This is a genomic window from Massilia sp. DJPM01, assembly GCF_030348125.1.
GTDB classification, from domain to species: Bacteria; Pseudomonadota; Gammaproteobacteria; order Burkholderiales; family Burkholderiaceae_D; genus Telluria_A; species Telluria_A frigida.
Genome location: NZ_JAQOZV010000002.1, coordinates 47,503 through 73,610, shown reverse-complemented (window position 1 = coordinate 73,610; position 26,108 = coordinate 47,503). Strand labels below are relative to the sequence as shown.

The following is a 26,108-nucleotide window of genomic DNA, read 5'->3' as shown; positions in this document are numbered from 1 at the left end:
CGGGGCAAGATTTATCGACCGGGGTCTGACCTCCTATCGGCCGGGGTCTGACCTCCGATTTGAAATGTTTCGAATCAGAGGTCAGACCCCGGTTAAGACATGTTGCGCTGCAGCGTTTTTGCCGCGCGGGCGAAATTTGGCTGGCGCAACTTGGCGTTAGCGGCTAAACTTCTCCGTTCCGAGGAGCGTTGCGACGAAATTCCCATTTCGCCAGGCTCGGAAATCCACCGCAACCGCGCTCACGTTACTTTTTTCTAACTGAAAGGAGGGCGTGATGAACGCCGTACTCAAATCTTCGCAAGACTTCCACATCGCCGATATTTCCCTCGCTGCCTGGGGCAACAAGGAAATCAAGATCGCTGAAACCGAAATGCCGGGCCTGATGGCTATCCGCGAGGAATTCGCCGCGGCCCAGCCTCTCAAGGGCGCGCGCATCACCGGTTCGCTGCACATGACCATCCAGACCGCCGTGCTGATCCAGACCCTGGAAGCCCTCGGCGCCAAGGTCCGTTGGGCATCGTGCAATATCTACTCGACCCAGGACCATGCCGCCGCCGCCATCGCCGCCGCCGGCACCCCTGTGTTCGCCGTCAAGGGCGAAACCCTGGATGAATACTGGGATTACACCCACCGTATCTTCGATTGGCCAAGCGAAGCCGGCCAGCCGGTGTACTCGAACATGATCCTCGACGATGGCGGCGATGCCACCCTGCTGCTGCACCTGGGCACGCGCGCCGAAACCGATCCCTCGGTGCTGGCCAAGCCGGGTTCGGAAGAGGAAATCTGCCTGTTCAACTCGATCAAGGCGCATCTGGCCAAGGATGCCACCTGGTACTCCAAGCGCCTGCCGCAAATCCTCGGCGTGACCGAGGAAACCACCACCGGCGTGCACCGCCTGTACCAGATGCACAAGGAGGGCAAGCTGGCCTTCCCGGCCATTAACGTCAACGATTCGGTCACCAAGTCGAAGTTCGACAATCTGTACGGTTGCCGCGAATCGCTGGTCGATGGCATCAAGCGCGCCACCGATGTGATGATCGCCGGCAAAGTGGCCGTCATCGCCGGCTATGGCGACGTGGGCAAGGGCTCGGCCCAGGCCATGCGCGCGCTGTCGGCGCAAGTGTGGGTCACCGAAATCGATCCGATCTGCGCACTGCAGGCGGCGATGGAAGGCTACCGCGTCGTGACCATGGATTACGCCGCCGAACACGGCGACATCTTCGTCACTTGCACCGGCAACTACCATATCCTGACCGAACAGCACATGCTGGCCATGAAAGACCAGGCCATCGTCTGCAATATCGGCCACTTCGATAACGAAATCGATGTCGCATCGATCAAGAAATACGAGTGGGATAACATCAAGCCGCAGGTCGATCACGTCATCTTCCCAAGCGGCAAGCGCATCATCTTGCTGGCGGAAGGCCGCCTGGTCAACCTCGGTTGCGGTACCGGCCACCCATCGTACGTGATGAGCTCGTCGTTCGCGAACCAGACCATCGCCCAGATCGAGCTGTTCGCCAACACCGACAAGTATCCGGTCGGCGTGTACGTGCTGCCGAAGCACCTGGACGAGAAAGTGGCGCGCCTGCAACTCAAAAAGCTCAATGCACAACTGACCGTGCTGACCGACGAGCAAGCGGCCTACATCACCGTCAGCAAGGAAGGCCCTTACAAGCCTGACCACTACCGCTATTAATCAGTAGCACCGGCGCGCCGCCCGCATGGCGGAGCGCGCGCCGGCTCATGTCGTGCCCTTATCAACCGGACTTTCGCTTCCCCTTATGCGCTTACTTTTGACGTGGTTGATTAACGCAGTGGCGCTATGCGCGCTGCCATTCCTGATGAGCTCGGTTCAAGTCACGAATCTCGGCGCGGCCCTGGTCGCCGCGCTCGTGCTCGGGCTGGTCAATACCCTGATCCGTCCGGTGCTGGTTCTGCTGACTCTGCCCGTAACCCTGCTATCCATGGGGTTGTTCATCCTCGTGATCAATGCGCTGCTGTTCTGGGCAGTCGCGAACCTGATCGATGGATTCCAAGTGTCAGGTTTCTGGTCGGCTTTCATTGCCGCCATCCTGTACAGCATCATTTCGTGGGCGCTGTCTACCTTACTCCTCAAAAAAGATGGCAAATCCTGACTTCAGCATCGAATTCTATCCGCCCAAGACCCCTGACGGGGCGGACAAGCTGCGCGTGGCGCGCGCCAAACTGGCGCTGCTGCAACCTAAATATTTCTCGGTCACCTTCGGCGCCGGCGGCAGCACCCAGCAGGGCACGCTCGACACGGTGGTCGAGATCCTCGGCGAGGGCCACCAGGCCGCACCCCACCTGTCTTGCGTGGGCGCATCGCGCGAGTCGATCCGCACGATCCTGAAACAGTTCCAGTCGCACGGCATCCGGCGCCTGGTAGCCTTGCGCGGCGATTTGCCGAGTGGCTACGGCGGCGCGGGCGAGCTGCGCTATGCCAGCGAGCTGGTCGAGTTCATCCGGGCGGAGACGGGCGACTGGTTCCACATCGAAGTGGCGGCCTATCCCGAGGTGCATCCGCAAGCCAGGTCGCCGCAGGATGATTTGCAGAACTTCGCGCGCAAGGTGCATTGCGGCGCGAATGCCGCGATCACCCAGTATTTTTACAACGCCGACGCGTATTTTGCGTTCATGGACCAGACCCGCAAGCTGGGGATCGACATTCCCGTGGTCGCTGGCATCATGCCGATTACCAATTACACGCAGTTGATGCGGTTTTCGGACATGTGCGGGGCGGAAATTCCGCGCTGGGTGCGCTTGAAGCTGGCCAGTTTCGGCGATGACAGCGCCTCGATCAAGGCCTTCGGGCTCGATGTGGTGACCCAGCTGTGCGAGCGCTTGCTGGCCGGCGGCGCGCCGGGCTTGCATTTCTACAGCATGAACCAGGCGGTGGCGACGACGGCCTTGTGGGAGCGCTTGAAGGCTGCTTAAGGGCTGCTTGAGGGCTGTATGGTGATGCATGCCAGCGGCTCACTTGTTCCTGCATTGACCTGAAAACCGTCGTCCTCGCGCCAAGACGGCACTCGGCGGGGACCCAAGTTCGAAGCGCCCTCTGTGGCTTGAGAGCGCACTTGTTCCTGCCGAGTGCCGCCTTGGCGCAGGGGCGACGCAGCGCGTGCTGGTGGTGAAAGATAGCAATCACCCTTCCGTTATCAGCAGATCGAGCGCCACATCATGCTGCGCGCCGGCAAACGCCACCTGATCGCCCGCATACGCAATCCCCACCGTGTACGGCCGCGGCAGCGCCTCCAGCGTGCGGTCGTAATAGCCCCCGCCATACCCCAGCCGATAGCGCTCGGCGGTAAACCCCAGGCACGGCACCAGCAGCACGGGCGGGCGCTCCAGCACCCGCCGCACGGCCGGCACCGCCACCCCCATCCGGTCGCTCAGCATGTCCTCGCCCGGCACCCACTCCACGAACGCCAGCGCTGTATCGGGCGCTACCACCAGCGGCAGTGCCAGCCGCACCCCGGACCGCGCCAGTTCGGCGTAGAGCGGATGCAAATCGGGCTCGCCCCGCAGCGGCCAGTACACCCCCAGCAGCGCGGCCTCGCCAGCCGCGCGGCCCCGCCACCACGCCAGCACGCGCGCGCCGATCGCGGCATCGCGCTGCGCCTTTTGCACGGGATCGAGCGCGCGCCGGGCCGCCTTCAGCATCGTGCGCAACGCGGCCTTGTCGGTCCCATGTGCGAATGCAGCATGCGAGTTCGCCGATGCTGGCAGGGCAGCACTTGCGCATGGTATTCTAGGTTCGCCGGTCATGTGTTAAATGAAGTATCCATGGAGAGTTGCATACTGATGTTTTTGCCAAAATTGTTTGCCGTCGCGACTGTCGCCGGAGCCTGCCTGATTCCCGCCTACGCCCAGGCGCCAGTGCCCCCGTACGACCCGCGTGCCGACGACGACACCTTCCTGCTGCTGCGCGAGGCCTCGCGCCAGGATGACGCGGCCAAGGCCAACGCGTATGCCTCGCGCCTGCAGAACTATCCGATTCCGTCGTATGTCGATTATTATCGGCTCAAAACCCGCATGCGGGTCGCCTCGGGCGATGAATTCCGCGATTTCCTCACCCGCTACAAAGGCCTGGCCATCGCCGATCGCCTGCGCAACGATTGGCTGCTGGAACTGGGCCGCGCGCGCGACTGGGCCAATTTTGACCAGCAACTGCCCCTGTTCGTGCTTAACGACGACACCCAGGTCAAGTGCTACGCCCTGATGTCGCGCGTGGCGCGCGGCGACAAGGTGGCCGACGACGCCCGTGCGCTGCTGGCCAATCCGCCCGGCTACGGCGACGCTTGCGGCGCCCTCATTTCCACCCTTGCCCAGTCCGGCCAGTTCGACGCCAATGACTTGCTGGCCCAGCTGCGCCTGGCCGGCGAAACCCGCGCCACCGGCCCGGCGCGCCGCATCGCCGCGCTGCTCGGCGTATCCGAACTGCACGCCTCGCAAGCGGTCGACCTGCCGGCGCTGGCCATGGCGCGCGGGATCGGCGACACCCGCGCCGACCACGAAGTCTATCTGATGGCGGTGGCCCGCATGGCGCGCACCAGCCAGAAGCTGGCCGTGGTCGCCCTGGAAAAGAACGCGCCGCGCCTGTCGCCGCAGGAACAAGCCATCGGCTGGGCCGGCATTGCGCACGCCGCTTCCCTGACGCTCGCCCCCGAAGCCTACGATTACTGGCGCAAGAGCGCCGGCGCGCCGCTCACGGCCGAACAGGTCCAGTGGAAAACCCGGATCGCCCTGCGCCGCGCCGACTGGAAAACCGTCAAGGCCAGCATCGAATCGATGCCGGCCCCGCTGCGCGCCCAACCCGGCTGGACTTACTGGCTGGGCCGCGCGCAGCAGGCCGAACACGGCGCCCACGAGGCGGCCGTGGCCCTGTACCAGCGTATCGCCGACCAGAACAGTTTTTATGGCCAGCTGGCGCTGGAAGAACTGGGCCAGCTCATTTCGATTCCGCCGCCCGGTCCCGCCCTCACGCCCGAGGAAATGGCGCCCATGGCCAGCAACCCTGGCCTGCGCCGGGCGCTCAAGTTCTTCAGCCTGCGCCTGCGCCCCGAGGGCACGCGCGAGTGGAACTGGGAACTGCGCAAATTCAGCGAACGCGAACTGCTGGCCGCAGCCGAATTCGCGCGCATGAACCAGATCCTCGACCGCATGGTCAATACCTCGGACCGCACCCGCACCCAGTTCGACTACACCCAGCGCTTCCCGACGCCGCACAACGACATCCTGCACCCGACCGCGCAGCAGCTCGGCCTGGACCGGGCCTGGGTATATGGCCTGATCCGCCAGGAATCGCGCTTCATCATGGACGCGCGGTCGACCGTGGGCGCCTCCGGCCTGATGCAGGTCATGCCCTCCACCGGCACCTATGTGGCGCGCAAGATCGGCCTGGGCGACTATGTCAAGAACAAGCTGACCGACGTGCGCACCAATATCCTGCTCGGGGCTAACTACATGAGCATGGTGCTGGCCAACGCCGACGGTTCCCAGACCCTGGCCACGGCCGCCTACAACGCCGGACCGGGACGCATGCGCAACTGGCGCTCCAAGCTCGACGAGCCGATGGAAGGGGCCATCTTCGCCGAGTCGATCCCGTACATGGAAACCCGGATCTACGTCAAGAATGTGATGTCCAACGCGACCAACTACGCGGCCATGTTCGAGAACAAGCCGCAGTCGCTCAAGGCGCGTCTTGGCAAAGTGTTGCCACGAGTCCAGGGCAACGAGCTGCCCTGATGCGCTAGCGCGGCGCCATCATTGAGGAGCGAGCACGATGAAAGACATGACGGTAGTGGTGTTCGGCGGCTCCGGCTTCATCGGCAGCCATCTGGTGGCGCGCCTGTCACAAGAGGGCGCGCGCGTGATCGTGCCGACCCGCCGCGCCGAACGCGCCAGGCACCTGATCTTCCTGCCGCGCGTGGAGGTGGTGGGGGCCGACATCGGCGACGACGCCACCCTGCGCCGCCTGCTGGCCGGGGCCGATGCCGCCATCAACCTGGTGGGGGTGCTGCATTCGCGCCGCGGCCAGCCGTACGGGCCTGACTTCAAGCGCGCCCACGTCGAACTGCCGCGCCGTATCGTCGCCGCCTGCGCCGCCACCGGCGTTGCGCGCTACCTGCATATGAGCGCCCTGGGCGCGGCCGCCGACGGCCCGTCGATGTACCAGCGCTCCAAGGCCGACGGCGAAGTGGCCGCGCGCGCCGAACCCTCGGTGGCGGCCACGATCTTCCGTCCGTCGGTGGTGTTCGGCCCGGGCGACAGTTTTCTCACCACCTTCGCGCGCATGCAGAAGTGGCTGCCGTGTATTCCGCTGGCCGGCGCCGCCACCGACTTCCAGCCGATCTGCGTGGCCGACGTGGCCGACGCCTTCACCCACGCGCTGGGCGACCTGAAAACGCGCCATCAGGTGTATGGTCTGGGTGGCCCGCAGATCTATTCGCTGGCCGAACTGGTGCGCCTGGCCGGACGCTACGCGGGCCACCGGCGGCCGGTGTTCGGCATTCCCGACCCCTTGGCGCGCCTCCAGGCCATGCTGTTCGAGCTGCTGCCGGGCGCCCCCATCATCAGCCGCGACAACCTCGATTCGATGAAGGTCGATAACGTGGTCGATCCGGCCATCCAGGCCACCACCGCCGCCGCCCTCGGCCTGCACCTGCGCGCGCTGGAAGCGGTGGCGCCGCGCTACCTGGCGCCACACGAACGCTTCGACGATTACCGCGCGCGCGCGGGACGCTGACCATTCACTTTTTTTCGGAACTGTCACAATGCAAACCACAGAACTTGACCCGACCCTCTCGCAGACCCTGGACGATGCCCGCAAGGCCGGCCTGACCCTCATTATCGGCAACAAGAATTATTCGACCTGGTCGATGCGGCCGTGGGTGGCGGCCACCGCCTTCGGCATTCCGTTCAACGAAGTGCGGGTGCTGCTCGACCAGCCCGATACGTCCGCGCGCATCGCCGAGTATTCCGGCGCGGGCAGGGTGCCGGTACTGATCGCCGGCGAAATGACGATCTGGGACAGCCTGTCGATCTGCGAATACCTGGCCGAGCAATTCCCGGAAAAGCACATGTGGCCGCAGGACGTGGCGGCGCGCGCGATGGCGCGTTCGGTGACGGCCGAAATGCATAGTGGCTTTGCCGACCTGCGCAGCGCCATGGCGATGAATATCCGCATGAGCCTTCCGGGACGCGGGCGCACCCCGGGCGCCCAGGGCGACATCGGCCGCATCAGCGAGATCTGGGAAGAGTGCCTGTCGCGCTTCGGCCACCACCAGTTCCTGTTCGGCGATTTTTCGATCGCGGACGCGTTTTTCGCGCCGGTGGTGATGCGCTTCCGGATTTACGGCGTGGCGCTGGCGCCGGCCCTGCAAGCCTACTGCGAGCGGGTCCAGGCCCACCCGGCCGTGGCGCGCTGGGTGCGCGAAGCGCTGGCCGAAACCGACATCGCCGCCCAGCATGACGAAGAAATCCGCGGCAAGCCATAATAGCGGTTCAGTCAACACTATCTTCAGCATGAAAACATACATCGTAGGCGGCGCCGTGCGCGACGGCCTTCTGGGCCTGCCGGTGCAGGACCGCGACTGGATCGTGGTCGGCGCCACGCCCGAAGACATGCTGGCCGAAGGCTTTCGCCCGGTCGGCAAGGACTTCCCGGTCTTCCTGCATCCCAGGACGCAGGAAGAGTACGCGCTCGCCCGCACCGAGCGCAAGACCGCGCCCGGCTACCGCGGCTTCGTGTTCCACACCTCGCCCGACGTCACGCTCGAAGAAGACCTGGTGCGGCGCGACCTGACCATCAACGCCATCGCGCGCGACGCCGACGGGACCATCACCGATCCGTTCGGCGGCCAGCGCGACCTGGAAGCGAAAATCTTCCGCCACGTCTCCGATGCCTTTGCCGAGGACCCGGTGCGCATCCTGCGCCTGGCGCGCTTCGCGGCGCGCTTTCCCGGCTTTACGGTGGCGCCCGAAACGATGGAACTGATGCGGCGCATGGTGCTGGCGGGCGAAGTCGACGCCCTGGTGGCCGAGCGGGTCTGGCAGGAAGTGGCGCGCGCCCTGATGGAGCAAACCCCGTCGCGCATGCTGGCCGTGCTGCGCGAGTGCGGGGCGCTTGGGCGCATCATGCCGGAGCTGGATGCCTTGTGGGGCGTGCCGCAGCCGCCGCTGCACCACCCCGAAATCGATACCGGCGTGCACATGATGCTGGTGATCGACTACGCGGCCGAACGCGGTGTCGATTTGCCGGTGCGCTTCGCCGCCCTGATGCACGACCTGGGCAAGGGCGCCACGCCCGCCGAACACTGGCCGCGCCACCACGGCCACGAGCAGCTTGGCCTGGCCCTGATCGAGGCCGTCTGCGCGCGCCTCAAGGTGCCAAGCGAGTGCCGCGACCTGGCCATCATGACGGCGCGCGAGCACGGCAACGTCAGCCGCGCCCAGCAATTGCGCGCGAATACCCTGGTGACCCTGTTCGAGCGTTGCGACGCCTTCCGCAAGCCGCTCCGTTTTGAACAGATGCTGCTGGCGGCCGAATGCGACTCCCGCGGACGTGGCGGCGCGGGCGACGATTTCCGCACCCGGCCGTATCCGCAAGGGCCCTACCTGCTCGGCGCCCTGGCGGCGGCGCGCTCGGTCAACGCCGGCGAGGTGGCGTTGCGCTGCGGCGACAACAAGCAGCAAATTCCCCACGCCGTGCATACGGCGCGCGTCTCGGCCGTCAAGGCGGCCTTGCGCCTCGGCGACGAGCCCGGTCAGGCGGACGACAGGACCGGTGCGAATCCTGCTATTCTTTGATCCGATATTGGCATTGACACGGAGAAACGGGATGCTGTCCACCTTGCGCCGGTCCCTGAGTCGGGCCCTTGTGGCGCTCGCCTGCTGCTGGGCAGGCGCCGCTGCGGCCCAGGCGCTTGTCAATGAGCCAATCCGTCCGCTGCCGCTCAAGGCGGTGGCCGACCCGGCGCGCATCGCGCTCGGCGCGCGCCTGTTCCAGGACCCGCGTTTTTCGCGCGACAGCACGCACAGCTGCGCCACCTGCCACCAGTTGCGCCGTGGCGGCACCGACGGCAAGGCCCTTTCCATGGGGCCGGACGGCAAGCCGGCGCGTTTCAACACCCCGACGGTCTACAACAGCAGTTTCAATTACCGCCAGACCTGGACCGGGCGCCACAGCGGTGTCGAGCAGTTGCTCGACCACGTGATCATCAAGCCCAAGGGCTTTGCCGACAACTGGGAGCTGATGGCCGCGCGCCTGGCCCGGGACGAGGCGCTGTCGGCCCAGTTCGTGGAGGTGTACGGCGACGTCATGCGTCCGGCCTATGTGCGCGACGCGCTCGACCAGTATCTGCGTTCGCTGGCGACGCCGTCGCGCTTCGACCGCTACCTGCGCGGCGAGGCCGGCGCCATCACGGCCGAGGAAGAACGCGGCTACCTGCGCTTCAAGAGCTACGGCTGCGCGGCCTGCCACCAGGGCATCAACGTGGGCGGTAACCTGTTCCAGAAACTGGGCGCGATGCGCGAGATGCCGGGGCTGGAAACCAGCGGCGCCGACCTGGGCCGCTACCAGGTCACCGGCCGCAACCTCGACCGCAACGTGTTCCGCGTGCCCGGCCTGCGCAATGTCGCGCTGACCGCGCCGTACTTCCATGACGGCTCGGTCGGCACGCTCGACCAGGCGGTCGAGCTGATGTTCAAATACCAGCTCGGACGCACCGCCTCGCAGCAGGACAAGGAATTGATCGTGCGCTTCCTGCACACCCTGAGCGGCGAGAAGCTGGTGCCGGGCGTGCCGCCGGCAGCGCCCCCGGGAGTTCCGCCATGAGGGGCGCCTTCGGCACCTGGCGCCGCGTCGCCGGGCTGCTGCTGCTGGCCGCGCTGATGGTGGTGCTGGGCGTGCTGTTCAACCGCACCCAGGCCGTCGACATCGAAGCGCAGAACCGCATCATGCTCAACCTGCGCGAGCTGGAAAAGCTCGATTCGGAGTGGAACGTCAACATCCTGCGCTCGCACATCGGCTTGAACACCAATTACGACCCGCTCTCGGCACCGCTGGCGCGCATGCGCGAACTGCAGCTGCGCCTGGCCGCCGCGCTGCCCATCACCGGCAATGCCAAGGCCGGGGAAGCGCTGGAGCAGGTCACGCGCGCGCTGGTGAAGAAGGAAGAACTGGTCGAGCAGTTCAAGACCCAGAACGCGATTTTGCGCAATTCGCTGATCTTTTTCCCGCCCGCGATCACCGATCTGAAGACCGAGTTGAATGGCATCGAAGGCGCGATCGTGCAGGCGCGCACGGTGCTGGCGCTCGACAGCGCCCTGAATAGCCTGCTGAGCGACATCCTGCGCTACAACCTGGCGCCGTCGCCGGCGCTGGCGGCGCAGATCGAACGCACGATCGCCTCGATGCAGCCGCTGCGCGGCGATTTTTCGGACAGCGTGAGCGACACCATCGATGAACTGGGGCGCCACGCGCACGCCATCCTGCGCTACCGCCAGATGGAAAACGAACTCGAAATGCATATCGCGAACAGCCGCACCGCCGAGGCGATGGACAAGCTGGGCAGCCTGTTCGATACCTCGTTCGACCAGGTGCTGATCGAAAAGCAGCATTACCGGACTTACCTGTTTGCGTATTCGGGTTTGCTGCTGCTGCTGTTGATGTACGTGGCGCGGCGCCTGCTGCGCAGCTACAGCATCATCGGCGAGGTCAATCGCAGTTTGCAGGCGGCCAACGAGACGCTGGAGCATCGCGTGGCGGAGCGCACGGCGGAGCTGGAAGCGCAGTCGGCGCGCCTGAAGCAGCTGGCCCAGCATGACAGCCTGACCGGCTTGGTCAATTACGGCGAACTCACGCGCCTGCTGGCGCATGCGCTGGTGCGGGCCGGCCGGCGCGGCGACGTGGTGGTGGCCATGTTCATCGACCTCGATGGCTTCAAGGCGGTCAACGACACCTACGGGCACGCGACCGGGGACCTGGTGCTGTGCGAAGTGGCCAAACGGGTGCAGGAAAAGCTGCGCAAGGAAGATGCGCTGGCGCGCCTGGGCGGGGATGAATTCGTGATCCTGCTGGAAGAGGTCAGTGGCCGCGAGGGCGCCTTGCGGGTGGCGCAGCAGACGCTCGACGCGATCCGCTCGATCACCGAGGCGGGCGGCTTCCCGGTGCGCATCTCGGCCAGTATCGGCGTGGCCAGCGCCAAGGGCAAGGAAGGCTTCATGCGTGGCGCGCCGGCCTTGCTGGCCGATGCCGACCAGGCCATGTACCAGGCCAAGCAGGGCGGCAAGAACGGGATTTCATTCAGTCCGCAGGCGCAGTGGAATGAGACAGCGGTAGTGGCGATGGCGGTGGACGTCGTCATGGAGGGCACTGTCCACTTCAAAGCCGTGGTTCCCGCGCAGGGCTCGGCGCCCGCGCAGGAAACCCAGGTCCGGTCCGACGCCTCCGGCTGAGCGGACAACGCGGCGCGGACGCATGCGTTGCGCCGGGCCGAATGCGCTACAATGGGTAAATGGTGCGCTGCACAATAAATGTCACGGAAAATGGCCCAATCATGTTCACAAACCCCTTCAGCAACTGGCTCAGCGCCCGCAGCGGCAGCAAGAGCCGCCGCAAGGTGCTGGTCAAGCAGCTCCACGAACGCGACCGCCACCGCGTGCTCAAGCATTTCCTCGCGCTTGACAACAGTGACCGCTTGCTCCGCTTCGGCACCAACCTGCCCGATGAACTGGTGGCGGCCTATGTCGCGAAGATCGACTTTTCCCACGATACCGTGTACGGCGTGTATAACCTGGTCTTCAAGCTGGTCGCGGTCGGCCACCTGGCCTTCGCGCCCAGGCCAGCCTCGTCGCACGCCCTGAGCAGCACCACCAAGGATATCGTGGCCGAATTCGGCGTGTCGGTGTCGGCCTCGGCGCGCGGGCTGGGAATCGGCTCCAAATTGTTCGCGCGCGCCGCCATCCGCTGCCGCAACCTCGATGTCGACACCTTGTATATGCACTGCCTCTCGTCCAACCAGACCATGATGCACATCGCGAAAAAGGCCGGCATGGAAATCCAGCGCGACTATGGCGAAGCCGATGCCTACCTGCGCCTGCTGCCACCCGACCCGGCCAGCATGCTCAGGGAAGCCATCGACGAGCAGTTCGCCACCATCGACTACACCCTCAAGGCCAACACCCGCGCCGCCGTCAAGTTCTTCGTGCCGAAGAAGTAAGCCTCAGACCAGCGGCAGCGCGGTCGTATCCTTGATCCGCTGCAGCGCGAAGCTCGACTTCACGTCCGCCACCGCCGGGTGGCTCAGGAGCGTCTGCATCATGAAGCGCGAGAAGTGGTCCATGTCTTCCACGTGCACGCGCAGCAGGTAATCCATTTCCCCCGTCATCGCATAGCAGGCCACCACTTCCGGCCAGTGCTCGACCGACAGCGCGAAATCGGTATGCGGCGAACTGGTGGCGCGGCGCGCGCCGGCCGCGTTGCTGGAGCCCTCGCTGTGCTTTTCCAGCCGCACGTTCACATACGCCAGCAAACCGAGCCCGATCTGGGCCGGGTCGAGCAGCGCCACGTACTGGCGGATCACGCCCGCTTCTTCCAGCCGCTTGATGCGGCGCAGGCAGGGCGAGGGCGACAGGCTGACCCGGTCGGCCACGTCCTGGTTCGACAGGCGCCCGTCCGCCTGCAGAATCGCCAGAATCTTCCGATCTGTTTTATCCAGCACAATTTTTGGCATATTTCCTCCGAAAGCGGCATTTCAACGCAATATTATTGCTCAAATCGCCGTGCGTGGGGCAGTGTTTGAAATTTAATGCCGATGCCGCAGGACTATACTGTGCCCTATTAAAATAGGAGACTGTCATGCAATTTACGCCTTGGGAAAACCCGATGGGGACCGATGGATTCGAGTTCGTCGAGTATGCGGCGCCGGATCCGAAAGCGCTCGGCGCCCTGTTCGAGCAGATGGGCTTCACCGCCATCGCGCGCCACCGCCACAAGGACGTGACCTTGTACCGCCAGGGCGAGATCAACTTCATCATCAACGCCGAAAAAGACTCGTTCGCGCAGCGTTTCGCGCGCACCCACGGCCCGTCGGTGTGCGCCATCGCGATCCGCGTCGACGACGCGGCCATGGCTTACCGCCGCGCGCTCGAACTGGGCGCCTGGGGCTTCGACAACAAGACCGGCCCGATGGAGCTGAACATCCCCGCCATCAAGGGCGTGGGCGATTCGCTGCTGTACTTCGTCGACCGCTGGCGCGGCAAGGGCGCCAACGCCGGTTCGGCGCCGGGCACCATCGGCGACATCAGCATCTATGACGTCGACTTCGTCGCCATCCCGGGCGCCATCGCCAACCCGATCGGCAACGGCCTGACCTACATCGACCACCTGACCCACAATGTGCACCGTGGCCGCATGAAGGAATGGGCCGAGTTCTACGAGAACCTGTTCAACTTCCGCGAAGTGCGCTACTTCGACATCGAAGGCAAGCTGACCGGCCTCAAATCGAAGGCCATGACTTCCCCGTGCGGCAAGATCCGGATTCCGATCAATGAATCGTCGGACGACAAATCGCAGATCGCCGAATACCTCGACGCCTACCACGGCGAAGGCATCCAGCACATCGCGCTCGGCACCGACCATATCTATACCTCGGTCCAGGGCCTGCGCAATAGCGGCATCGTGTTCCAGGACACGATCGAAACCTACTATGAGCTGATCAACCGCCGCCTGCCGGGCCATGGCGAGAACCTCGAAGAACTGCGCCGCCTGCGCATCCTGATCGATGGCCACAGCAACGAAACCGAACGCGAACTGCTGCTGCAGATTTTCACCCAGACGGTGATCGGCCCGATCTTCTTCGAGATCATCCAGCGCAAGGGCGACCAGGGCTTCGGCGAAGGCAATTTCCGCGCGCTGTTCGAGTCGATTGAACTCGACCAGATCAAGCGCGGCGTGCTGCAGGACACGACTGCGGCTTGAAGCGCGGCGTACAAGAATATACGGAGACAAAGACAATGAACGCACCGCTAGACCGGGCTCAGCTCGACGCTGAGCCGTCGCACGAGATTTCGCTCGACGACAAATGGACGCTGGAGCGCGGCCGCGCCTTCATGACCGGCACCCAGGCGCTGATCCGCCTGCCGATGATGCAGCGCGAACGCGACCTCAAGGCCGGCCTGAACACCGCCGGTTACATCACCGGCTACCGTGGCTCGCCCGTGACCTCGGTCGACATGACCGCGGTCAAGGCCAAGAAGCACCTCGACGCCCACCACGTCAAGTTCCATCCCGGGATGAACGAAGACCTGGCCGCCACCGCAGTCTGGGGCACCCAGCAAACCAACCTGTTCAAGGACGCCAAGTACGACGGCGTGTTCTCGATGTGGTACGGCAAAGGCCCCGGCGTGGACCGCTGCGGCGACGTCTTCAAGCACGCCAACAATGCCGGCAGCGCCAAGCATGGCGGCGTGCTGGTACTGGCCGGCGACGATCACGCGGCCAAGTCGTCGTCCACCGCGCACCAGTCGGACCATATCCTGAACGCCTGCGGCATTCCGGTGCTGTACCCGGCCTCGGTGCAGGAATACATCGACTACGGCTTGCACGCCTGGGCCATGAGCCGCTACACCGGCTTGTGGGTATCGATGAAGTGCGTCACCGACATCATCGAGTCCGGCGCCGTGGTCGACTTCGACCCGGACCGGGTCAAGATCGAACTGCCGACCGACTTCGTGCTGCCCGAGGGCGGCCTGAATATCCGCTGGCCCGACACCGTGCTCGATATGGAAGTGCGGATGAACAGCTTCAAGTGGTACGCGGCACTGGCTTACGCGCGCGCCAACAAGCTCAATAAGATCATCTGGGACAGCCCGAAGCCGAAGATCGGCATCATCACCGCCGGCAAATCGTACCTGGACACGCGCCAGGCGCTGGCCGACCTGGGCATCGACGAGCAGGCAGCGGCCGACATCGGCATCCGCCTGTATAAAATCGGCATGACCTGGCCGCTGGAAGCGGAAGGCGTGCACGAATTCGCCAAGGGCCTCGACGAAATCCTGGTGGTCGAAGAGAAGCGCCAGATTCTGGAATACGCGCTCAAGGAAGAACTGTACAACCTGCCGGATGGCCAGCGTCCGCGCGTGGTCGGCAAATTCGACGACACCGGCGAATGGTCGAACAAGGGCGGCACCGGCCACGGCGACTGGCTGCTGCCGGCCACCTATGAGCTCAACCCGGCCCAGATCGCGCGCGCGATCGCCAGCCGCATTTCGCACTACTGCGCCGGCCATCCGGTCGAGCAGCGCGTCAAGGAACGCATCGCGTACCTGGAAGCGAAAGAGCTGGTACTGAAAAACGTCAGCACCAAGCCCAATCCGGACACCGACCGCACCCCGTATTTCTGCTCTGGCTGCCCGCACAACTCCTCGACCAAGGTGCCGGAAGGCTCGCGCGCGCTGGCCGGCATCGGCTGCCACTACATGGTGCTGTGGATGGACCGCGAAACCTCGACCTTCACCCATATGGGAGCCGAAGGCGTGACCTGGGTTGGCCAGGCGCCGTTCACCAACGAGAAGCACGTCTTCACCAACCTGGGCGACGGCACCTACTTCCACTCGGGGATCCTGGCGATCCGCGCGGCGGTGGCGGCCAAGGTCAACATCACCTACAAGATCCTGTTCAACGACGCGGTGGCGATGACCGGCGGCCAGGAATTCGACGGTCCGCTCGACCCGGGCATGATCAGCCGCCAGATCGCGGCCGAAGGCGTGGGCCCGATCATCGTCGTCACCGACGAACCGGAAAAATACCCGTCCGACTACAAGTGGGCCGAAGGCGTGACCGTGCGCCACCGCAGCGAATTGATGGATGTGCAGCGCGAACTGCGCGACAAGCCGGGCGTGTCTGCCATGATCTACGACCAGACCTGTGCGTCCGAAAAGCGGCGTCGCCGGAAACGCAACGAGTACCCGGATCCAGCCAAGCGCGCCGTCATCAACGAGGCTGTGTGCGAAGGCTGCGGCGACTGCTCGGTGCAGTCGAACTGCCTGTCGGTCGAACCGCTGGAAACGGAACTGGGCCGCAAGCGCCAGATCAACCAGTCGTCCTGCAACAAGGACTTCTCGTGCGTGACGGGTTTCTGCCCGAGTTTTGTCACGGTCGAAGGCGGTTCGCTCAAGAAGCCGAAGAAAGCCGCCGCCGGCGAAGCGGCCCCGCCGCAGCTGCCGACGCCTGTGCTGAAGGGCACGGCAGCGCCGTACGGCATCCTGATCACCGGGATCGGCGGCACCGGCGTGGTCACCGTCGGCCAGATCCTGGCGATGGCGGCCCACGTCGAAGGCAAGGGCGCCATTGTGCTCGACATGAGCGGACTGGCCCAGAAGGGCGGCCCGGTGATGTCGCACGTGCGCCTGGCCGACAAGCAGGCCGATTTGCATTCGACCCGCGTGGGCACCGGCAGCGCCGACCTGGTGATCGGCTGCGACCTGATCGTCACGGCCAGCCGCGACGCCCTGTCGCGCATGGGCGAAGGCCGCACTTACGCGGCGATCAATTCGACCGGTTCCTCGACGGCGGCATTCGTCAAGAACCCGGACTGGCAATTCCCGGGCGCGTCCTCGCAAGCGGAGATCGTCAAGGCCTGCGGCACCGAGCGCGTGGACTTTGTCGACGCCGGCCAGATCGCCACCGCGCTGATGGGCGACTCGATCGCCACCAATATGTTCATGCTCGGCTACGCGTGGCAAAAAGGCCAGGTGCCTTTGAGCGAAGCGTCGATCATGAAGGCGATTGAACTGAACAACGTATCGGTGGGCTTTAACAAGAGCGCCTTTACCTGGGGCCGCACGGCGGCGCACGATTTGCCGTCGCTGGTGAAAATGACCACCCCGGCCAAGGTGATCGAATTCAAGCGCACGCAAAGCCTGGACGAGATCATCAACAAGCGCATCGAACTGCTGACCGCTTACCAGGATGTCGCCTACGCCAACCAGTACAAGGCCTTCGTCGACCAGGTACGCGCCGAGGAAGCGAAGCTGGGCAAGGGCACGCGCCTGAGCGAAGCGGTCGCGCGCTACTTCTACAAGCTGATGGCGTACAAGGACGAGTATGAAGTCGCGCGCCTGTACACCAATGGCGCCTTCCAGGAAAAGATCGCGGGCATGTTCGAGGGCGACATCAAGCTCAAGTTCCACCTGGCGCCGCCGCTGTTCGCCAAGCACGACTCCAAGGGCCAGCTGATCAAGCAGGAATTCGGCCCGTGGATGATGAAGGCGTTCGGCCTGATGGCCAAGATGAAGGGCTTGCGTGGCGGCGCGCTCGACATCTTCGGCTACACGGCGGAGCGCAAGATGGAACGCGCGCTCATTACCGAGTACCGCAACACGGTCGGCGGCCTGCTGCCGAAGCTGAACGCGGAGACCTTGTCGCAAGCGGTGGCCATTGCCAGCATCCCTGAAGATATTCGCGGGTACGGACATGTGAAGGAGCGTCACCTGAAGGCGGCCAAGGAGAAGGAAGCCGCGCTGCTGGCGGCCTTCGGCAAGCCGGCCTCGCCGGACGGCGTGATCCAGATCCATCGGGTCGCGTAAGACCGGGTCGCGTAGACCGGTGGCGTAACACCTGTTAGTGTCAGATGAATGGCCCGCCTCCAAGCGGGCCATTTTTTTATCCGGGGTATCATGGGGGCTTCGCAATTGACGAGGCCAGACGACCATGTTCATCACCGCCAAGGGTACCTTCGAGATCACCATGCAGGCGCCGCCATCCGGGGAGGGAGCGGGCCGCGTGTCGCTCGGCCGCATGCTGATCGATAAATACTACAGCGGCGATTTGATCGGCATCGGCCAGGGCGAGATGCTCTCGGCCGGCAATCCGGCCGCCGGTTCGGCGGGGTATGTGGCGATCGAACACGTGACCGGGACCCTGGACGGCATGAGCGGCAGCTTCGCGTTGCAGCACGCCGGCACCATGCATGCCGGCGCCAGCCATCTATCGATCAGCATCGTGCCCGGGTCGGGAACGGACGGACTGTCCGGCATCCAGGGCAAGTTCAAGCTCGACATCGTCGACAGCAAGCATTACTACGAGCTTGAGTACACGATGGATGTGGTGTGACTCGCTACGTGTAGAGGCTGGCGTTTGACACCAACCATGCCCGCATTCGACGCTGTCGCAATTACCATGTCGAAAACGGGAAAAAAACAACCCTGTTGAGACGAAAGCATCGTCTCGCTCAAGTGATCCGTTTAGGTGTACCTGTACGGTACAATCGTCGACAGTCAACTTCCGCTATCGTTAAGGGTTGTCCGATGCCGGCCGCCGTCACAGACCCAAACTGATGCACGCAAGCGTCTCCGGCCGGCGTTGGGCAAGCCGCGAAGGAGGAAACCGCGGGATGTGTCGTTGTCGTCAAGCTGTGCCACCGGCTATGGCGATTTGAATGGTGCCGGTGATCGGATGGCTGTCGATTGAGGCGGCCGATCGGGTGTCGATGGCGTCGGCGAGGCGTTTAGCGATCGTGATATGAACGCCGGAACCAGGTTCGGTCTCTTGGATGTTAGCTGTTATGGTGCCGAAGGCAAAGCAAACCCACGTCGGCCATGACCGACGACCTGGGCGCTGGCAAATTGGGGGCGCGACGTGGTTCATGGCGGAGCGCCTTGATGTCGTGGTGGTGCTGGAATCGGATGGATCGGCAAGAAGATAGCTGTGATCGCCATCGGCGCGCCACAATGCCGACAGATGAACGTTGGCGCAATTGGCTCGGCAATCTGCGCTGCTGCCACCGGCGTCGGCACATGCAGTAGTGCGCGCGCAAGCGCCAGGTTGGCCTTGCGTCCGGCGTTTGCAAAGATCCCGTAGTGGCGGATCCGGTGGAAACCTGTGGGCAAGACATGCAGCAGGAAGCGGCGCATGAACTCGCCAGCGTCGAGCGTCATCGTCTTGTGCATCGCGTCCTTGGCACGGTAGTCCTTCCAGCGAAACGTCACGCCACGCTCATCCATTGCCACCAGGCGCCGGTTTGAGATGGCGACCCGGTGCGTGTAGCGCGACAGGTAGGCCAGCACTGCCTCGGGCCCGGCGAACGGGCGCTTGGCGTAGACCACCCACTCGCAATGTCGCAGCGGCGCCATCGAGCGCGCGAAGGCATTTGGTTCCGCCAGCGTCGCATACTCCCCGAACAAGCGTATTTGGCCAGCGCGATGGGCTGCGGCCAGCGCATCCAGGAAGCGCCGCCGGAACAAGCGCGAGAGCACCCGCACCGGCAGGAAGAAACCTCGCCTGCAGGCGATCCAGCGTGTGCCGTCCGGCGCCAGGCCGCCGCCGGGGACGATTCCGTGCACATGCGGATGGTGGGTCAGTGCCGAGCCCCATGTGTGCAGCACCAGCGTGGCACCGATGCGGGCACCGAGGTGCTTGGGATCGGCAGCGATGGTGCACAGCGTCTGCGCCGCCGTCTCGAACAACAGGCGGTACATCAATGCCTTGTTGTACCACGCGAGCGCGGCGACCGGTGCCGGGAGGGTGAAGACGACATGGTAGTACTCGACCGGCAGCAACTCGTTCCGGCGCGCTTCGAGCCAGCGGCGCGCGGCATTGGCCTGGCACTTTGGGCAGTGCCGGTTGCGGCAAGAGTTGTAGGCAATGTCGACGTGTTCGCAGGCGTCGCAGCGCAGCGCGTGCCCTCCCAGCGCCGCGCTGCGGCACTGCTCGATGGCCGACATGACCTTCAGCTGGCCCAGGCTCAGGTGGCCGCGTTGCGCTTGCCGCCAAGCCGGGCCGTGGGCGCGGAAGATGTCCGCGACCTCCAGGTCGGGGCGCTCCATGGCACCCCCTATGCCGGCTGCAAGGTGTCGAGCGGACTGATCACTTCGCGCAGCAGATCGGTGGCCACCTGGGCGTATAGCGCGGTGGTATCGAGCCGCTTGTGGCCAAGCAGGGTCTGGATCACTCTGATATCGACCTTCTGTTCGAGCAGATGGGTGGCGAAGCTGTGGCGCAGGATGTGCATGGACACGCGCTTGTCGATCCGTGCCAGGTCGGCGGCCGCGTGGATGGCGCGGTTCAGCTGTCGCGTGCTGAGCGGGTCGATGGGGTTCTGTCCCGGAAACAGCCATCCTCCATGCAGGATCTTGCCTTCGGCGCGTGCCGTCCTCCACCAGGCGCGCAGGCAGTCGAGCAGTACCGGCGACAGCATGGCATAGCGGTCCTTGTGTCCTTTGCCTTGTTCCACGCGCAAGACCATGCGCCCGCTGTCGACGTCGGTTACCTTGAGCCCGATCACTTCACTCGCACGCAGGCCCGCGCCGTAGGCAACCGACAGTGCCGCCCGGTATTTGGGACTGCATGCCGAGGCGATCAGGCGCGCGGCTTCGTCGCGGCTGAGCACCTGGGGGAGCTTGCGGGGAACCGGCACGGGATGCATCCTGGCCATCAGTTCGGGATGGTGAACTGTGACCTCGAAGAAAAATTTCAAACCGGTGATCGTCACATTCAGGGTGGTTGACGTGAAGCCTTGCTCAACCATATGCAACTGAAATCGCCGCAGATCCTCACTTGTAGCGGTGTCGGGTGGGCGGTGCAGGAAGGCGGCCAGGCGCCGGACGTGCATCAGGTATGCAGACTGGGTCTTGGGTGCGAGCTTGCGCATGCGCATGTCGTCGATCATGCGCTGGCGCAACGGGGTAATGGCTTGGGTCATGATACTGCTCCTGTTGGAATGAGGCCGATTGCCTCACTAACCAACATAGGAAACAGCTACAATCTTGCAGCAGAAACCGGGCTGCGGCGGGACCACAGGCTGCATCGAAGTCCGACTACCGCGCGAGCGGTTTAGTCCATCGGCCAGGAGCGGTCATTGGATTCGGCTTGCTACAGCTTGGCACTTTGGTAGGCAATGAAGTGTTTTGCGGCCTCGCGCGCTGCCTCACTGGCATTTTCAGATGCCGCTACTGTATGCAAAAGTTCGATTAACGATTCATGTCCCACATTGGTGATGCCACCGTTCAACATGCGATTTATCATCGTTAGATTGAAGTCACAGGGAGTTCGGCGGACCGATTCCAGCAAAGCTGGTTCGTAACCTTGAGAGTTTTCAATGCAGTGGACGATGGCCCAGAAGACGCCGAATCCGTCGTGGCAAGGAAAACGTTCAAAAACCGATAACAGTTCTTTAAAGTCTGGTTGGGTTGGCCTCAAAAAAGAAAGGCCTTCAACGAGCTCGTCTAGCCGCCGTAGCTGTGCCTCGTCTTCCGGAGAGTCAAACCAGCTCAAATCTAACCTGGCCATAAAATTTTCGATGGGTGGAAAATCCTATTGTAGACGAATGATTGAACGGATCGTCATGCGAGCGGAATGCCAGCAATAGCAATGTCCGGTAAGGGGCGACGGAAGCCGCCTGTCAACGTAGGCGTGATTCATTTGCAGTTAGCGCGAGCACGCCGTCGCCGTCGTCGAATGCGAGCTGACGCCGTGGATTGCGAGCACGTTTGCAGATTGCGTGAGCATGGCACTTCCGTCATTTACACTTAATTTGAGCCTGAAAGGCGTTCAATGAGCATGGCCGTGTTCAAACGCGAGCCGCTACAGCTACGGCGCGTAAGCGCTGAACCATCACCGGCGCCAATGAGGTTCTTGCATATCGTGGCCGTCACGACGGCTTCCTACGGCATCAAGATCGCCACCAAAACCATCCCCAGCCCCACCATCGACACCGTCCACACGATCGAGCGCAGCACCGGGATGCCGGCCGCGTACAGCGGCACGTACACCACGCGCGCGACCAGGTAAGCCCAGGCACCCCACAAGGTTAGGGCGCCCTCGCGCCCGCCCACATGCGCAATCAGCACGGCCGCCGCAAACAGCGGCAGCGTCTCGAACAGATTGGCCTGCGCCCGCTGAAGGCGCGCCGTCACCGGCCGCAGCGGCGGCGCCCCGCCATCGCGCGGCCCCATGTTGTACTCCATCCCGGTTTCCTTGTTCCGGAACGCGCTGGTCAGCATGATCTGCACCACCGCCAGCACCAGGGTCCATCCCAGGATCATCAGTTCGGTCGTCATCGTGTATTTCCCTCTGTACGCCAACGGTTGCCGGCAATGTAGTCAGATTAACAAAGTAAACCGCAAGGCCGTGCACGCTTGGCGTTGCATTTTGTGCATAAATATTGCAATTGGGTAAAATCCTCCAGTCTTTGTCCTCTAAAATTGAACGTTTTGCATCTTTGCACCTTCCTCAACGCCAGGAGACTGCCATCAACGCCCCGATCAACGCCCCGTCCCCGGAACTGGCGGCCCGCCTGACCGCCCCGAGCCGCGCCTACAAGAACAGCGCGCGCCTCGCGGTGGCCGGCTTGCTGCTGTTCGTCGCGATGTACTGCGGCCTGGCCGGCTGGTTCATGTACACCCCGTGGCAAGTCTTCGTCGACGGCGCCGGCAGCGACCTGGGCATTTTCGCCTACATCATGGCTGCCTGTTCGCTGTTCATCGGCGTGCTGATGCTCAAGGCGATCTTCTCGGTGCGTAACGCCAAGTTCGAGGGCTTGCATGAAGTCACGGCGCAAGACCAGCCGCGCCTGTTCGCCTATCTGTTCGAGCTGGCCGACGCCGCCGGCGCGCCGCGTCCGCACAAGGTGTTCCTGTCGGCGCAGGTGAACGCCGCGGTGTTCTACGACCTGTCGCTGTTCAACCTGATTTTCCCGTCCAAGAAGAATCTGGAAATCGGCCTGCCGCTGGTGAACACGCTCTCGCGCGGCGAACTGCGCGCCGTGCTGGCGCACGAATTCGGCCATTTCGCGCAGCGTTCGATGGCGGTCGGGCCCTGGGTCTACGTGGCCCAGCAGATCGCCGGCCACATGGTCACGCGGCGCGACAAGTTCGATGAGTTCCTGGCCGGCGTGGGCAGGATCGACTTCCGCCTGGCCATGGCGGTCGGCGTGCTGCAGGTGATCATCTGGTCGATCCGTTCGCTGGTCGACTCCGTGTTCCGGGTGGTGGTGGTGCAGCGCGCCCTGTCGCGCGAGATGGAAATGCAGGCTGACCTGGTGGCTGTGTCGCTCACCGGCAGCGACGCCCTGATCCACGCGCTGCACCGCACCCGTGGCGCGGACGACGTCTGGGCGCGCGCGCTGTCGTTCATCCACCGTGAACACGCCACCGGGCGCACCACGCGCGACGCGTTCACGGTCCAGACTCACCTGCTGCAGCGCATGAGCAGCATCCTCAACGACCGCACTTACGCCGAGGTGCCGCCGCTGCCCGAGCAAGGCCGCGAAGCGCACCGCGTGTTCAAGGCCGAACTGGCGCAGCCGTCCAAAATGTGGCGGACCCACCCGCTCAATCACGAACGCGAAGCGAACGCCAAGCGCATTTACGTGGCGGCCCCAATCGACCCGGCCAGTGCCTGGACGATCTTCGAGCAGCCATCCGCACTGCGCGAACAGATGACGCGTAGCTTGCTCGGCGACAGCCGGTCCACGCCGGTCGACCTGGAAGAGTCGCTCAAGACGCTGGCGCTTCCGTTCCAGCGCGAACAGTACAACCGCCGCTACTGCGGCGTCTATTTCGGCCGCCCGCTGACCCGCCATGCGTCGGCTTTGTCGCAACTGCGCGACGGGAATTACGCCGCCGCGCCGGACACGCTGGCGAGCCTGTACCCAGCCACGTTGACGGACGACGTGCAGCTGCTGCGCACCCTGCAGGACGAGCGCGGACAGCTCGACGCCCTCATCGCCGGCCACCTGACCGCGCCCGGGGGTGTGGTGCGCCTGCGCGGTGAAGAATTCAGCAAGAAGCAGCTGCCCGCCGCGCTGGAGCGGGTGCGCGCGGAAATCGAGGAAGTCAACGCGCGCCTGCACCGGCACGACTGGCTGTGCCGCAGCTGGCACCAGAACATGGCACGCCAGTTGGGTGGTGGCTGGGAAGCCTATCTCGACGGCCTGTTAGCGCTGGTGCACTACGCCGAACACCGTCTGGCCGACATGCACGATGCGCAAGGTATGCTCAATAACGCAGCGGCGGTCGTCACGGCGGTGCGCCGTGTGACCGCCGACGGCGTCGCACGCGTGGTCAGGCAGGGTGCCGAGTTGTATAACGTGATGGACCAGATCCACCGCGAATCAGCGTTTGTGCACATCGACCCGCGCTTCGGCCAGCGCCTCGGCCTGAAGACCGACTGGCGCAGGGCCCTGGGCGGCTACTCGATGGCGCCGCCCCACGCGGAGAACATCAACGAATTCATGCGCGACTCCGAAGCCTGGAGTAACGCCCTGTCTGGCTGGCTCGACATGCTGCATGCAGATGCCCTCGAAGAATTGCTGGTCACCGAAACCATGGTCGTGCGCTGTTCGCGCGGCGACGAAGCGATGGTGGCTGCGCCGCTGCCATCGCAGGTGCCGCCCTCGTACCCCTTGCTGCTGGTGGGAGCCGAACGTAAGCGCCAACAGGAACTCGACTGGTGGGCGCGCTTCCAACGGGCCGACGGCGCCGTGCCGGGTGGCGCGCGCCTGCTGGTCGCCGCGTCGATCGTGATCGCGGTCCTGAGCGCCGGCTCGTTCACCAAAGGCGGCGTGTCGGCCTTCGGCAGCGATCCGGTGATCACGGTGTACAACGGCCTCGGTGCGCCGGTCAACGTGAATATCGACGGCAAGCTGATGGGCGTGCCGGCGCATGCGCACCGGGAGCTGAGCGTGCCGATGCTGGGCAAGCACCATGTCGAGACGCGTAGCGCCGACGGGCGCCCGATCGAAATCTTCGATGCCGTTTCACAGCGTGGCGGGCATCCGGTCTACAACGTGGCCTCGGCCGCGCCGCTGGTGCGCTGGGTAGCCACTTACGGCCACGCCAAACCGGTTCCAGAGACCGTACTCGGTGCGCCGCGCTGGATCGACACCGACGTCGACTTCCTGTTCGCCAAGCCACCGCAATCCATCTCCGGCAAGGGCGGCAGGAGTGCGCGCAGCGTGTTGGACGGCATGGCCGACGCGGCCCCGCAAGCGCAGCTTGCGCTGCTCACCGACGAGGCCCAGGCCAAGCACCTCGGCATGATGCACGCGCGCTGGGACGACCTGGCTACGGTGGACGCCGAAACCTGGCTGGCGTATGCGCGCAGGTTCCCGGAGTTTGGCTCCGTTTTGGAGGAACGCCTGAAAAACGCTCCACGCGACGTGCTCCTGCGCCGCATCGACATGGACGAAGCCAGCGCCGCGCGCAAGCCTGCCCTGTGTGCTGAACTGGCTGCGCAATCGGCTGCGCAGCTTGATGATGGCGATCTCAGATACCTCGCGCTGCGCTGCCGCGACAAAGGCGCCAACGTAAAACGCGAGATGGCGCAGGCGCGCGAGCGCTGGCCCGGGAGCGCGTGGCTGGCGCGCTGGAGCGCGTTTGACAAGATGCAGGCCAAGGACTTCGCCGGCGCGGTGCCCGCGCTGGAACAACTGGTGCGCACCGTTCCTGCCATGGCCGACGACGCGGCCATCAACCTGGCGCGCGTGCGGCGCATGCTGGACCCGGGTGCCGATCTGGCCGAACTGGAAAACAAGTCGCGCCGTCTGCAGTACCTGCTGGAGGTCGAGAAGGGAGCGCAGGCGCAAGATTCGCCGTTGCGGGCATACCGGGTGTTGTCAACCGGGCGCCTCAACGAGGCAAGCGATATGCCCGCGCTCGATCCGGCGCGCGCGATGCACATCCTGCGCCTGGCGGCAGCCTCGGACGGCGCCGATGCCGGCTTGATCAAACGCGCCATGGCACTGCCGTTTGGGCAAGGCATGGACGCGGGCACCATCTGGGTCGGACTGGCGCTGGCGACCAGGCATGGCTACGACGCAGGGCCTTACCGTGAAGCGACGCGCACTGTCGCAGGGCCCTACCAGGAGAAAATGCTGGCCTTCTTCGACAGCATCGCCGCCGGCCAGGACCCGCGTGTGGCCGAACGCCGGCTCGAGACCGGCGATCCGGAGGCGCTCGCCCAAGTCTACAGCGCCGGACTGGTGCTGTTGGGCGAGAAGGCGCCAGCCGCATGGCGCGTGGCGGTCAAGCGCCTGCTGTTCATATCGGAGCGGCCGTACTTCAAGGCATAAGCACTGCGGCGG

At 64.4% G+C, this 26,108-nt stretch carries 21 protein-coding genes and 1 riboswitch; of the genes, 14 read left to right on the top strand and 7 right to left on the bottom strand.

What is annotated here, in order from left to right; genetic code table 11:
- The first annotated feature begins 174 nt into the window (after positions 1 to 174).
- Positions 175 to 248, top strand: a riboswitch (S-adenosyl-L-homocysteine riboswitch).
- A gap of 26 nt (positions 249 to 274) precedes the next feature.
- From ahcY to metF, 3 genes are all read left to right on the top strand, one after another.
- On the top strand, positions 275 to 1,699 hold the full coding sequence (gene ahcY, locus PO883_RS01710) for an adenosylhomocysteinase (protein WP_167084166.1): 1,425 nt from the start codon (positions 275 to 277) through the stop codon (positions 1,697 to 1,699).
- An 85-nt stretch (positions 1,700 to 1,784) separates the two neighbouring features.
- Positions 1,785 to 2,138 (top strand): phage holin family protein, encoded by a 354-nt coding sequence (locus PO883_RS01705; protein ID WP_167084637.1) that lies wholly within the window; start codon positions 1,785 to 1,787, stop codon positions 2,136 to 2,138.
- Positions 2,125 to 2,958, top strand: a complete 834-nt coding sequence (gene metF, locus PO883_RS01700; protein ID WP_289308222.1) for a methylenetetrahydrofolate reductase [NAD(P)H] — start codon at positions 2,125 to 2,127, stop codon at positions 2,956 to 2,958. Before PO883_RS01705 ends, metF begins: the two co-directional genes overlap by 14 nt.
- Before the next feature lie 207 nt (positions 2,959 to 3,165).
- Here the strand turns inward: metF and PO883_RS01695 are convergent, their stop codons facing one another.
- Entirely contained in the window at positions 3,166 to 3,789 is a 624-nt protein-coding gene (locus PO883_RS01695; RefSeq protein ID WP_289308221.1) for a 5-formyltetrahydrofolate cyclo-ligase, read from the bottom strand.
- A gap of 36 nt (positions 3,790 to 3,825) precedes the next feature.
- Between PO883_RS01695 and PO883_RS01690 the strand changes: the two genes are divergently transcribed.
- The 7 genes from PO883_RS01690 to PO883_RS01660 all read left to right on the top strand — a co-directional run bounded on the left by PO883_RS01690 (position 3,826) and on the right by PO883_RS01660 (position 12,245).
- On the top strand, positions 3,826 to 5,769 hold the full coding sequence (locus tag PO883_RS01690) for a lytic transglycosylase domain-containing protein (protein ID WP_289308220.1): 1,944 nt from the start codon (positions 3,826 to 3,828) through the stop codon (positions 5,767 to 5,769).
- Positions 5,770 to 5,806: 37 nt separating this feature from the next.
- A complete protein-coding gene (locus PO883_RS01685) occupies positions 5,807 to 6,769 on the top strand; it encodes a complex I NDUFA9 subunit family protein (protein WP_289308219.1) in 963 nt (320 codons plus the stop codon).
- Between the two features lie 28 nt (positions 6,770 to 6,797).
- The gene (locus PO883_RS01680; protein WP_289308218.1) at positions 6,798 to 7,520 is read left to right on the top strand and encodes a glutathione S-transferase family protein; all 723 of its coding nucleotides are present in this window, start codon (positions 6,798 to 6,800) and stop codon (positions 7,518 to 7,520) included.
- Positions 7,521 to 7,548: 28 nt separating this feature from the next.
- The gene (locus PO883_RS01675; RefSeq protein ID WP_289308217.1) at positions 7,549 to 8,832 is read left to right on the top strand and encodes a multifunctional CCA addition/repair protein; all 1,284 of its coding nucleotides are present in this window, start codon (positions 7,549 to 7,551) and stop codon (positions 8,830 to 8,832) included.
- A 31-nt stretch (positions 8,833 to 8,863) separates the two neighbouring features.
- Positions 8,864 to 9,859: a cytochrome-c peroxidase gene (locus PO883_RS01670; protein WP_289308216.1), complete on the top strand. Its 996-nt coding sequence runs from the start codon at positions 8,864 to 8,866 to the stop codon at positions 9,857 to 9,859.
- Complete coding sequence (locus PO883_RS01665; RefSeq protein WP_289308215.1) at positions 9,856 to 11,481, top strand: DAHL domain-containing protein; 1,626 nt, start codon at positions 9,856 to 9,858, stop codon at positions 11,479 to 11,481. Before PO883_RS01670 ends, PO883_RS01665 begins: the two co-directional genes overlap by 4 nt.
- Before the next feature lie 101 nt (positions 11,482 to 11,582).
- Positions 11,583 to 12,245 carry a GNAT family N-acetyltransferase gene (locus PO883_RS01660; protein WP_289308214.1) on the top strand — a complete coding sequence of 221 codons (663 nt, stop codon included), beginning with the start codon at positions 11,583 to 11,585 and terminating at the stop codon, positions 12,243 to 12,245.
- A 3-nt stretch (positions 12,246 to 12,248) separates the two neighbouring features.
- On the opposite strand, the gene PO883_RS01655 is transcribed toward PO883_RS01660, so the two are convergent.
- Positions 12,249 to 12,758 carry an Lrp/AsnC family transcriptional regulator gene (locus tag PO883_RS01655; protein ID WP_167084137.1) on the bottom strand — a complete coding sequence of 170 codons (510 nt, stop codon included), beginning with the start codon at positions 12,756 to 12,758 and terminating at the stop codon, positions 12,249 to 12,251.
- 125 nt (positions 12,759 to 12,883) lie between these two features.
- Between PO883_RS01655 and hppD the strand changes: the two genes are divergently transcribed.
- From hppD to PO883_RS01640, 3 genes are all read left to right on the top strand, one after another.
- On the top strand, positions 12,884 to 14,005 hold the full coding sequence (gene hppD / locus PO883_RS01650) for a 4-hydroxyphenylpyruvate dioxygenase (protein WP_289308213.1): 1,122 nt from the start codon (positions 12,884 to 12,886) through the stop codon (positions 14,003 to 14,005).
- A gap of 35 nt (positions 14,006 to 14,040) precedes the next feature.
- Positions 14,041 to 17,613, top strand: a complete 3,573-nt coding sequence (locus PO883_RS01645; protein ID WP_289308212.1) for an indolepyruvate ferredoxin oxidoreductase family protein — start codon at positions 14,041 to 14,043, stop codon at positions 17,611 to 17,613.
- Positions 17,614 to 17,737: 124 nt separating this feature from the next.
- Complete coding sequence (locus PO883_RS01640) at positions 17,738 to 18,139, top strand: DUF3224 domain-containing protein (protein WP_289308211.1); 402 nt, start codon at positions 17,738 to 17,740, stop codon at positions 18,137 to 18,139.
- A 294-nt stretch (positions 18,140 to 18,433) separates the two neighbouring features.
- On the opposite strand, the gene PO883_RS01635 is transcribed toward PO883_RS01640, so the two are convergent.
- From PO883_RS01635 to PO883_RS01615, 5 genes are all read right to left on the bottom strand, one after another.
- Positions 18,434 to 18,673 (bottom strand): hypothetical protein, encoded by a 240-nt coding sequence (locus PO883_RS01635; RefSeq protein ID WP_289308210.1) that lies wholly within the window; start codon positions 18,671 to 18,673, stop codon positions 18,434 to 18,436.
- Positions 18,670 to 19,851 carry an IS91 family transposase gene (locus PO883_RS01630; protein ID WP_289308209.1) on the bottom strand — a complete coding sequence of 394 codons (1,182 nt, stop codon included), beginning with the start codon at positions 19,849 to 19,851 and terminating at the stop codon, positions 18,670 to 18,672. The genes PO883_RS01635 and PO883_RS01630 overlap by 4 nt, the downstream gene beginning before the upstream one ends.
- A gap of 8 nt (positions 19,852 to 19,859) precedes the next feature.
- Positions 19,860 to 20,726 carry a site-specific integrase gene (locus PO883_RS01625; protein ID WP_289308208.1) on the bottom strand — a complete coding sequence of 289 codons (867 nt, stop codon included), beginning with the start codon at positions 20,724 to 20,726 and terminating at the stop codon, positions 19,860 to 19,862.
- Positions 20,727 to 20,896: 170 nt separating this feature from the next.
- A complete protein-coding gene (locus PO883_RS01620) occupies positions 20,897 to 21,313 on the bottom strand; it encodes a hypothetical protein (RefSeq protein ID WP_289308207.1) in 417 nt (138 codons plus the stop codon).
- A 374-nt stretch (positions 21,314 to 21,687) separates the two neighbouring features.
- On the bottom strand, positions 21,688 to 22,083 hold the full coding sequence (locus PO883_RS01615; RefSeq protein ID WP_289308206.1) for an MAPEG family protein: 396 nt from the start codon (positions 22,081 to 22,083) through the stop codon (positions 21,688 to 21,690).
- A gap of 161 nt (positions 22,084 to 22,244) precedes the next feature.
- On the opposite strand from PO883_RS01615, the gene PO883_RS01610 reads away from it, so the two are divergent.
- Complete coding sequence (locus PO883_RS01610; RefSeq protein ID WP_289308205.1) at positions 22,245 to 26,096, top strand: M48 family metallopeptidase; 3,852 nt, start codon at positions 22,245 to 22,247, stop codon at positions 26,094 to 26,096.
- Positions 26,097 to 26,108 lie beyond the last annotated feature (12 nt).

Excerpts from the sequence above, each read along its gene's own strand:
- PO883_RS01670 (WP_289308216.1), top strand. The coding sequence starts at position 8,864 with ATGCTGTCCACCTTGCGCCGGTCCCTGAGTCGGGCCCTTGTGGCGCTC.
- PO883_RS01695 (WP_289308221.1), bottom strand. The coding sequence starts at position 3,789 with ATGACCGGCGAACCTAGAATACCATGCGCAAGTGCTGCCCTGCCAGCA.
- PO883_RS01630 (WP_289308209.1), bottom strand. The coding sequence starts at position 19,851 with ATGGAGCGCCCCGACCTGGAGGTCGCGGACATCTTCCGCGCCCACGGC.
- PO883_RS01675 (WP_289308217.1), top strand. The coding sequence starts at position 7,549 with ATGAAAACATACATCGTAGGCGGCGCCGTGCGCGACGGCCTTCTGGGC.
- hppD (WP_289308213.1), top strand. The coding sequence starts at position 12,884 with ATGCAATTTACGCCTTGGGAAAACCCGATGGGGACCGATGGATTCGAG.
- PO883_RS01655 (WP_167084137.1), bottom strand. The coding sequence starts at position 12,758 with ATGCCAAAAATTGTGCTGGATAAAACAGATCGGAAGATTCTGGCGATT.
- PO883_RS01625 (WP_289308208.1), bottom strand. The coding sequence starts at position 20,726 with ATGACCCAAGCCATTACCCCGTTGCGCCAGCGCATGATCGACGACATG.
- ahcY (WP_167084166.1), top strand. The coding sequence starts at position 275 with ATGAACGCCGTACTCAAATCTTCGCAAGACTTCCACATCGCCGATATT.
- PO883_RS01690 (WP_289308220.1), top strand. The coding sequence starts at position 3,826 with ATGTTTTTGCCAAAATTGTTTGCCGTCGCGACTGTCGCCGGAGCCTGC.
- PO883_RS01680 (WP_289308218.1), top strand. The coding sequence starts at position 6,798 with ATGCAAACCACAGAACTTGACCCGACCCTCTCGCAGACCCTGGACGAT.
- PO883_RS01645 (WP_289308212.1), top strand. The coding sequence starts at position 14,041 with ATGAACGCACCGCTAGACCGGGCTCAGCTCGACGCTGAGCCGTCGCAC.
- PO883_RS01685 (WP_289308219.1), top strand. The coding sequence starts at position 5,807 with ATGAAAGACATGACGGTAGTGGTGTTCGGCGGCTCCGGCTTCATCGGC.
- metF (WP_289308222.1), top strand. The coding sequence starts at position 2,125 with ATGGCAAATCCTGACTTCAGCATCGAATTCTATCCGCCCAAGACCCCT.
- PO883_RS01635 (WP_289308210.1), bottom strand. The coding sequence starts at position 18,673 with ATGAACCACGTCGCGCCCCCAATTTGCCAGCGCCCAGGTCGTCGGTCA.
- PO883_RS01665 (WP_289308215.1), top strand. The coding sequence starts at position 9,856 with ATGAGGGGCGCCTTCGGCACCTGGCGCCGCGTCGCCGGGCTGCTGCTG.
- PO883_RS01705 (WP_167084637.1), top strand. The coding sequence starts at position 1,785 with ATGCGCTTACTTTTGACGTGGTTGATTAACGCAGTGGCGCTATGCGCG.
- PO883_RS01640 (WP_289308211.1), top strand. The coding sequence starts at position 17,738 with ATGTTCATCACCGCCAAGGGTACCTTCGAGATCACCATGCAGGCGCCG.
- PO883_RS01620 (WP_289308207.1), bottom strand. The coding sequence starts at position 21,313 with ATGGCCAGGTTAGATTTGAGCTGGTTTGACTCTCCGGAAGACGAGGCA.
- PO883_RS01660 (WP_289308214.1), top strand. The coding sequence starts at position 11,583 with ATGTTCACAAACCCCTTCAGCAACTGGCTCAGCGCCCGCAGCGGCAGC.
- PO883_RS01615 (WP_289308206.1), bottom strand. The coding sequence starts at position 22,083 with ATGACGACCGAACTGATGATCCTGGGATGGACCCTGGTGCTGGCGGTG.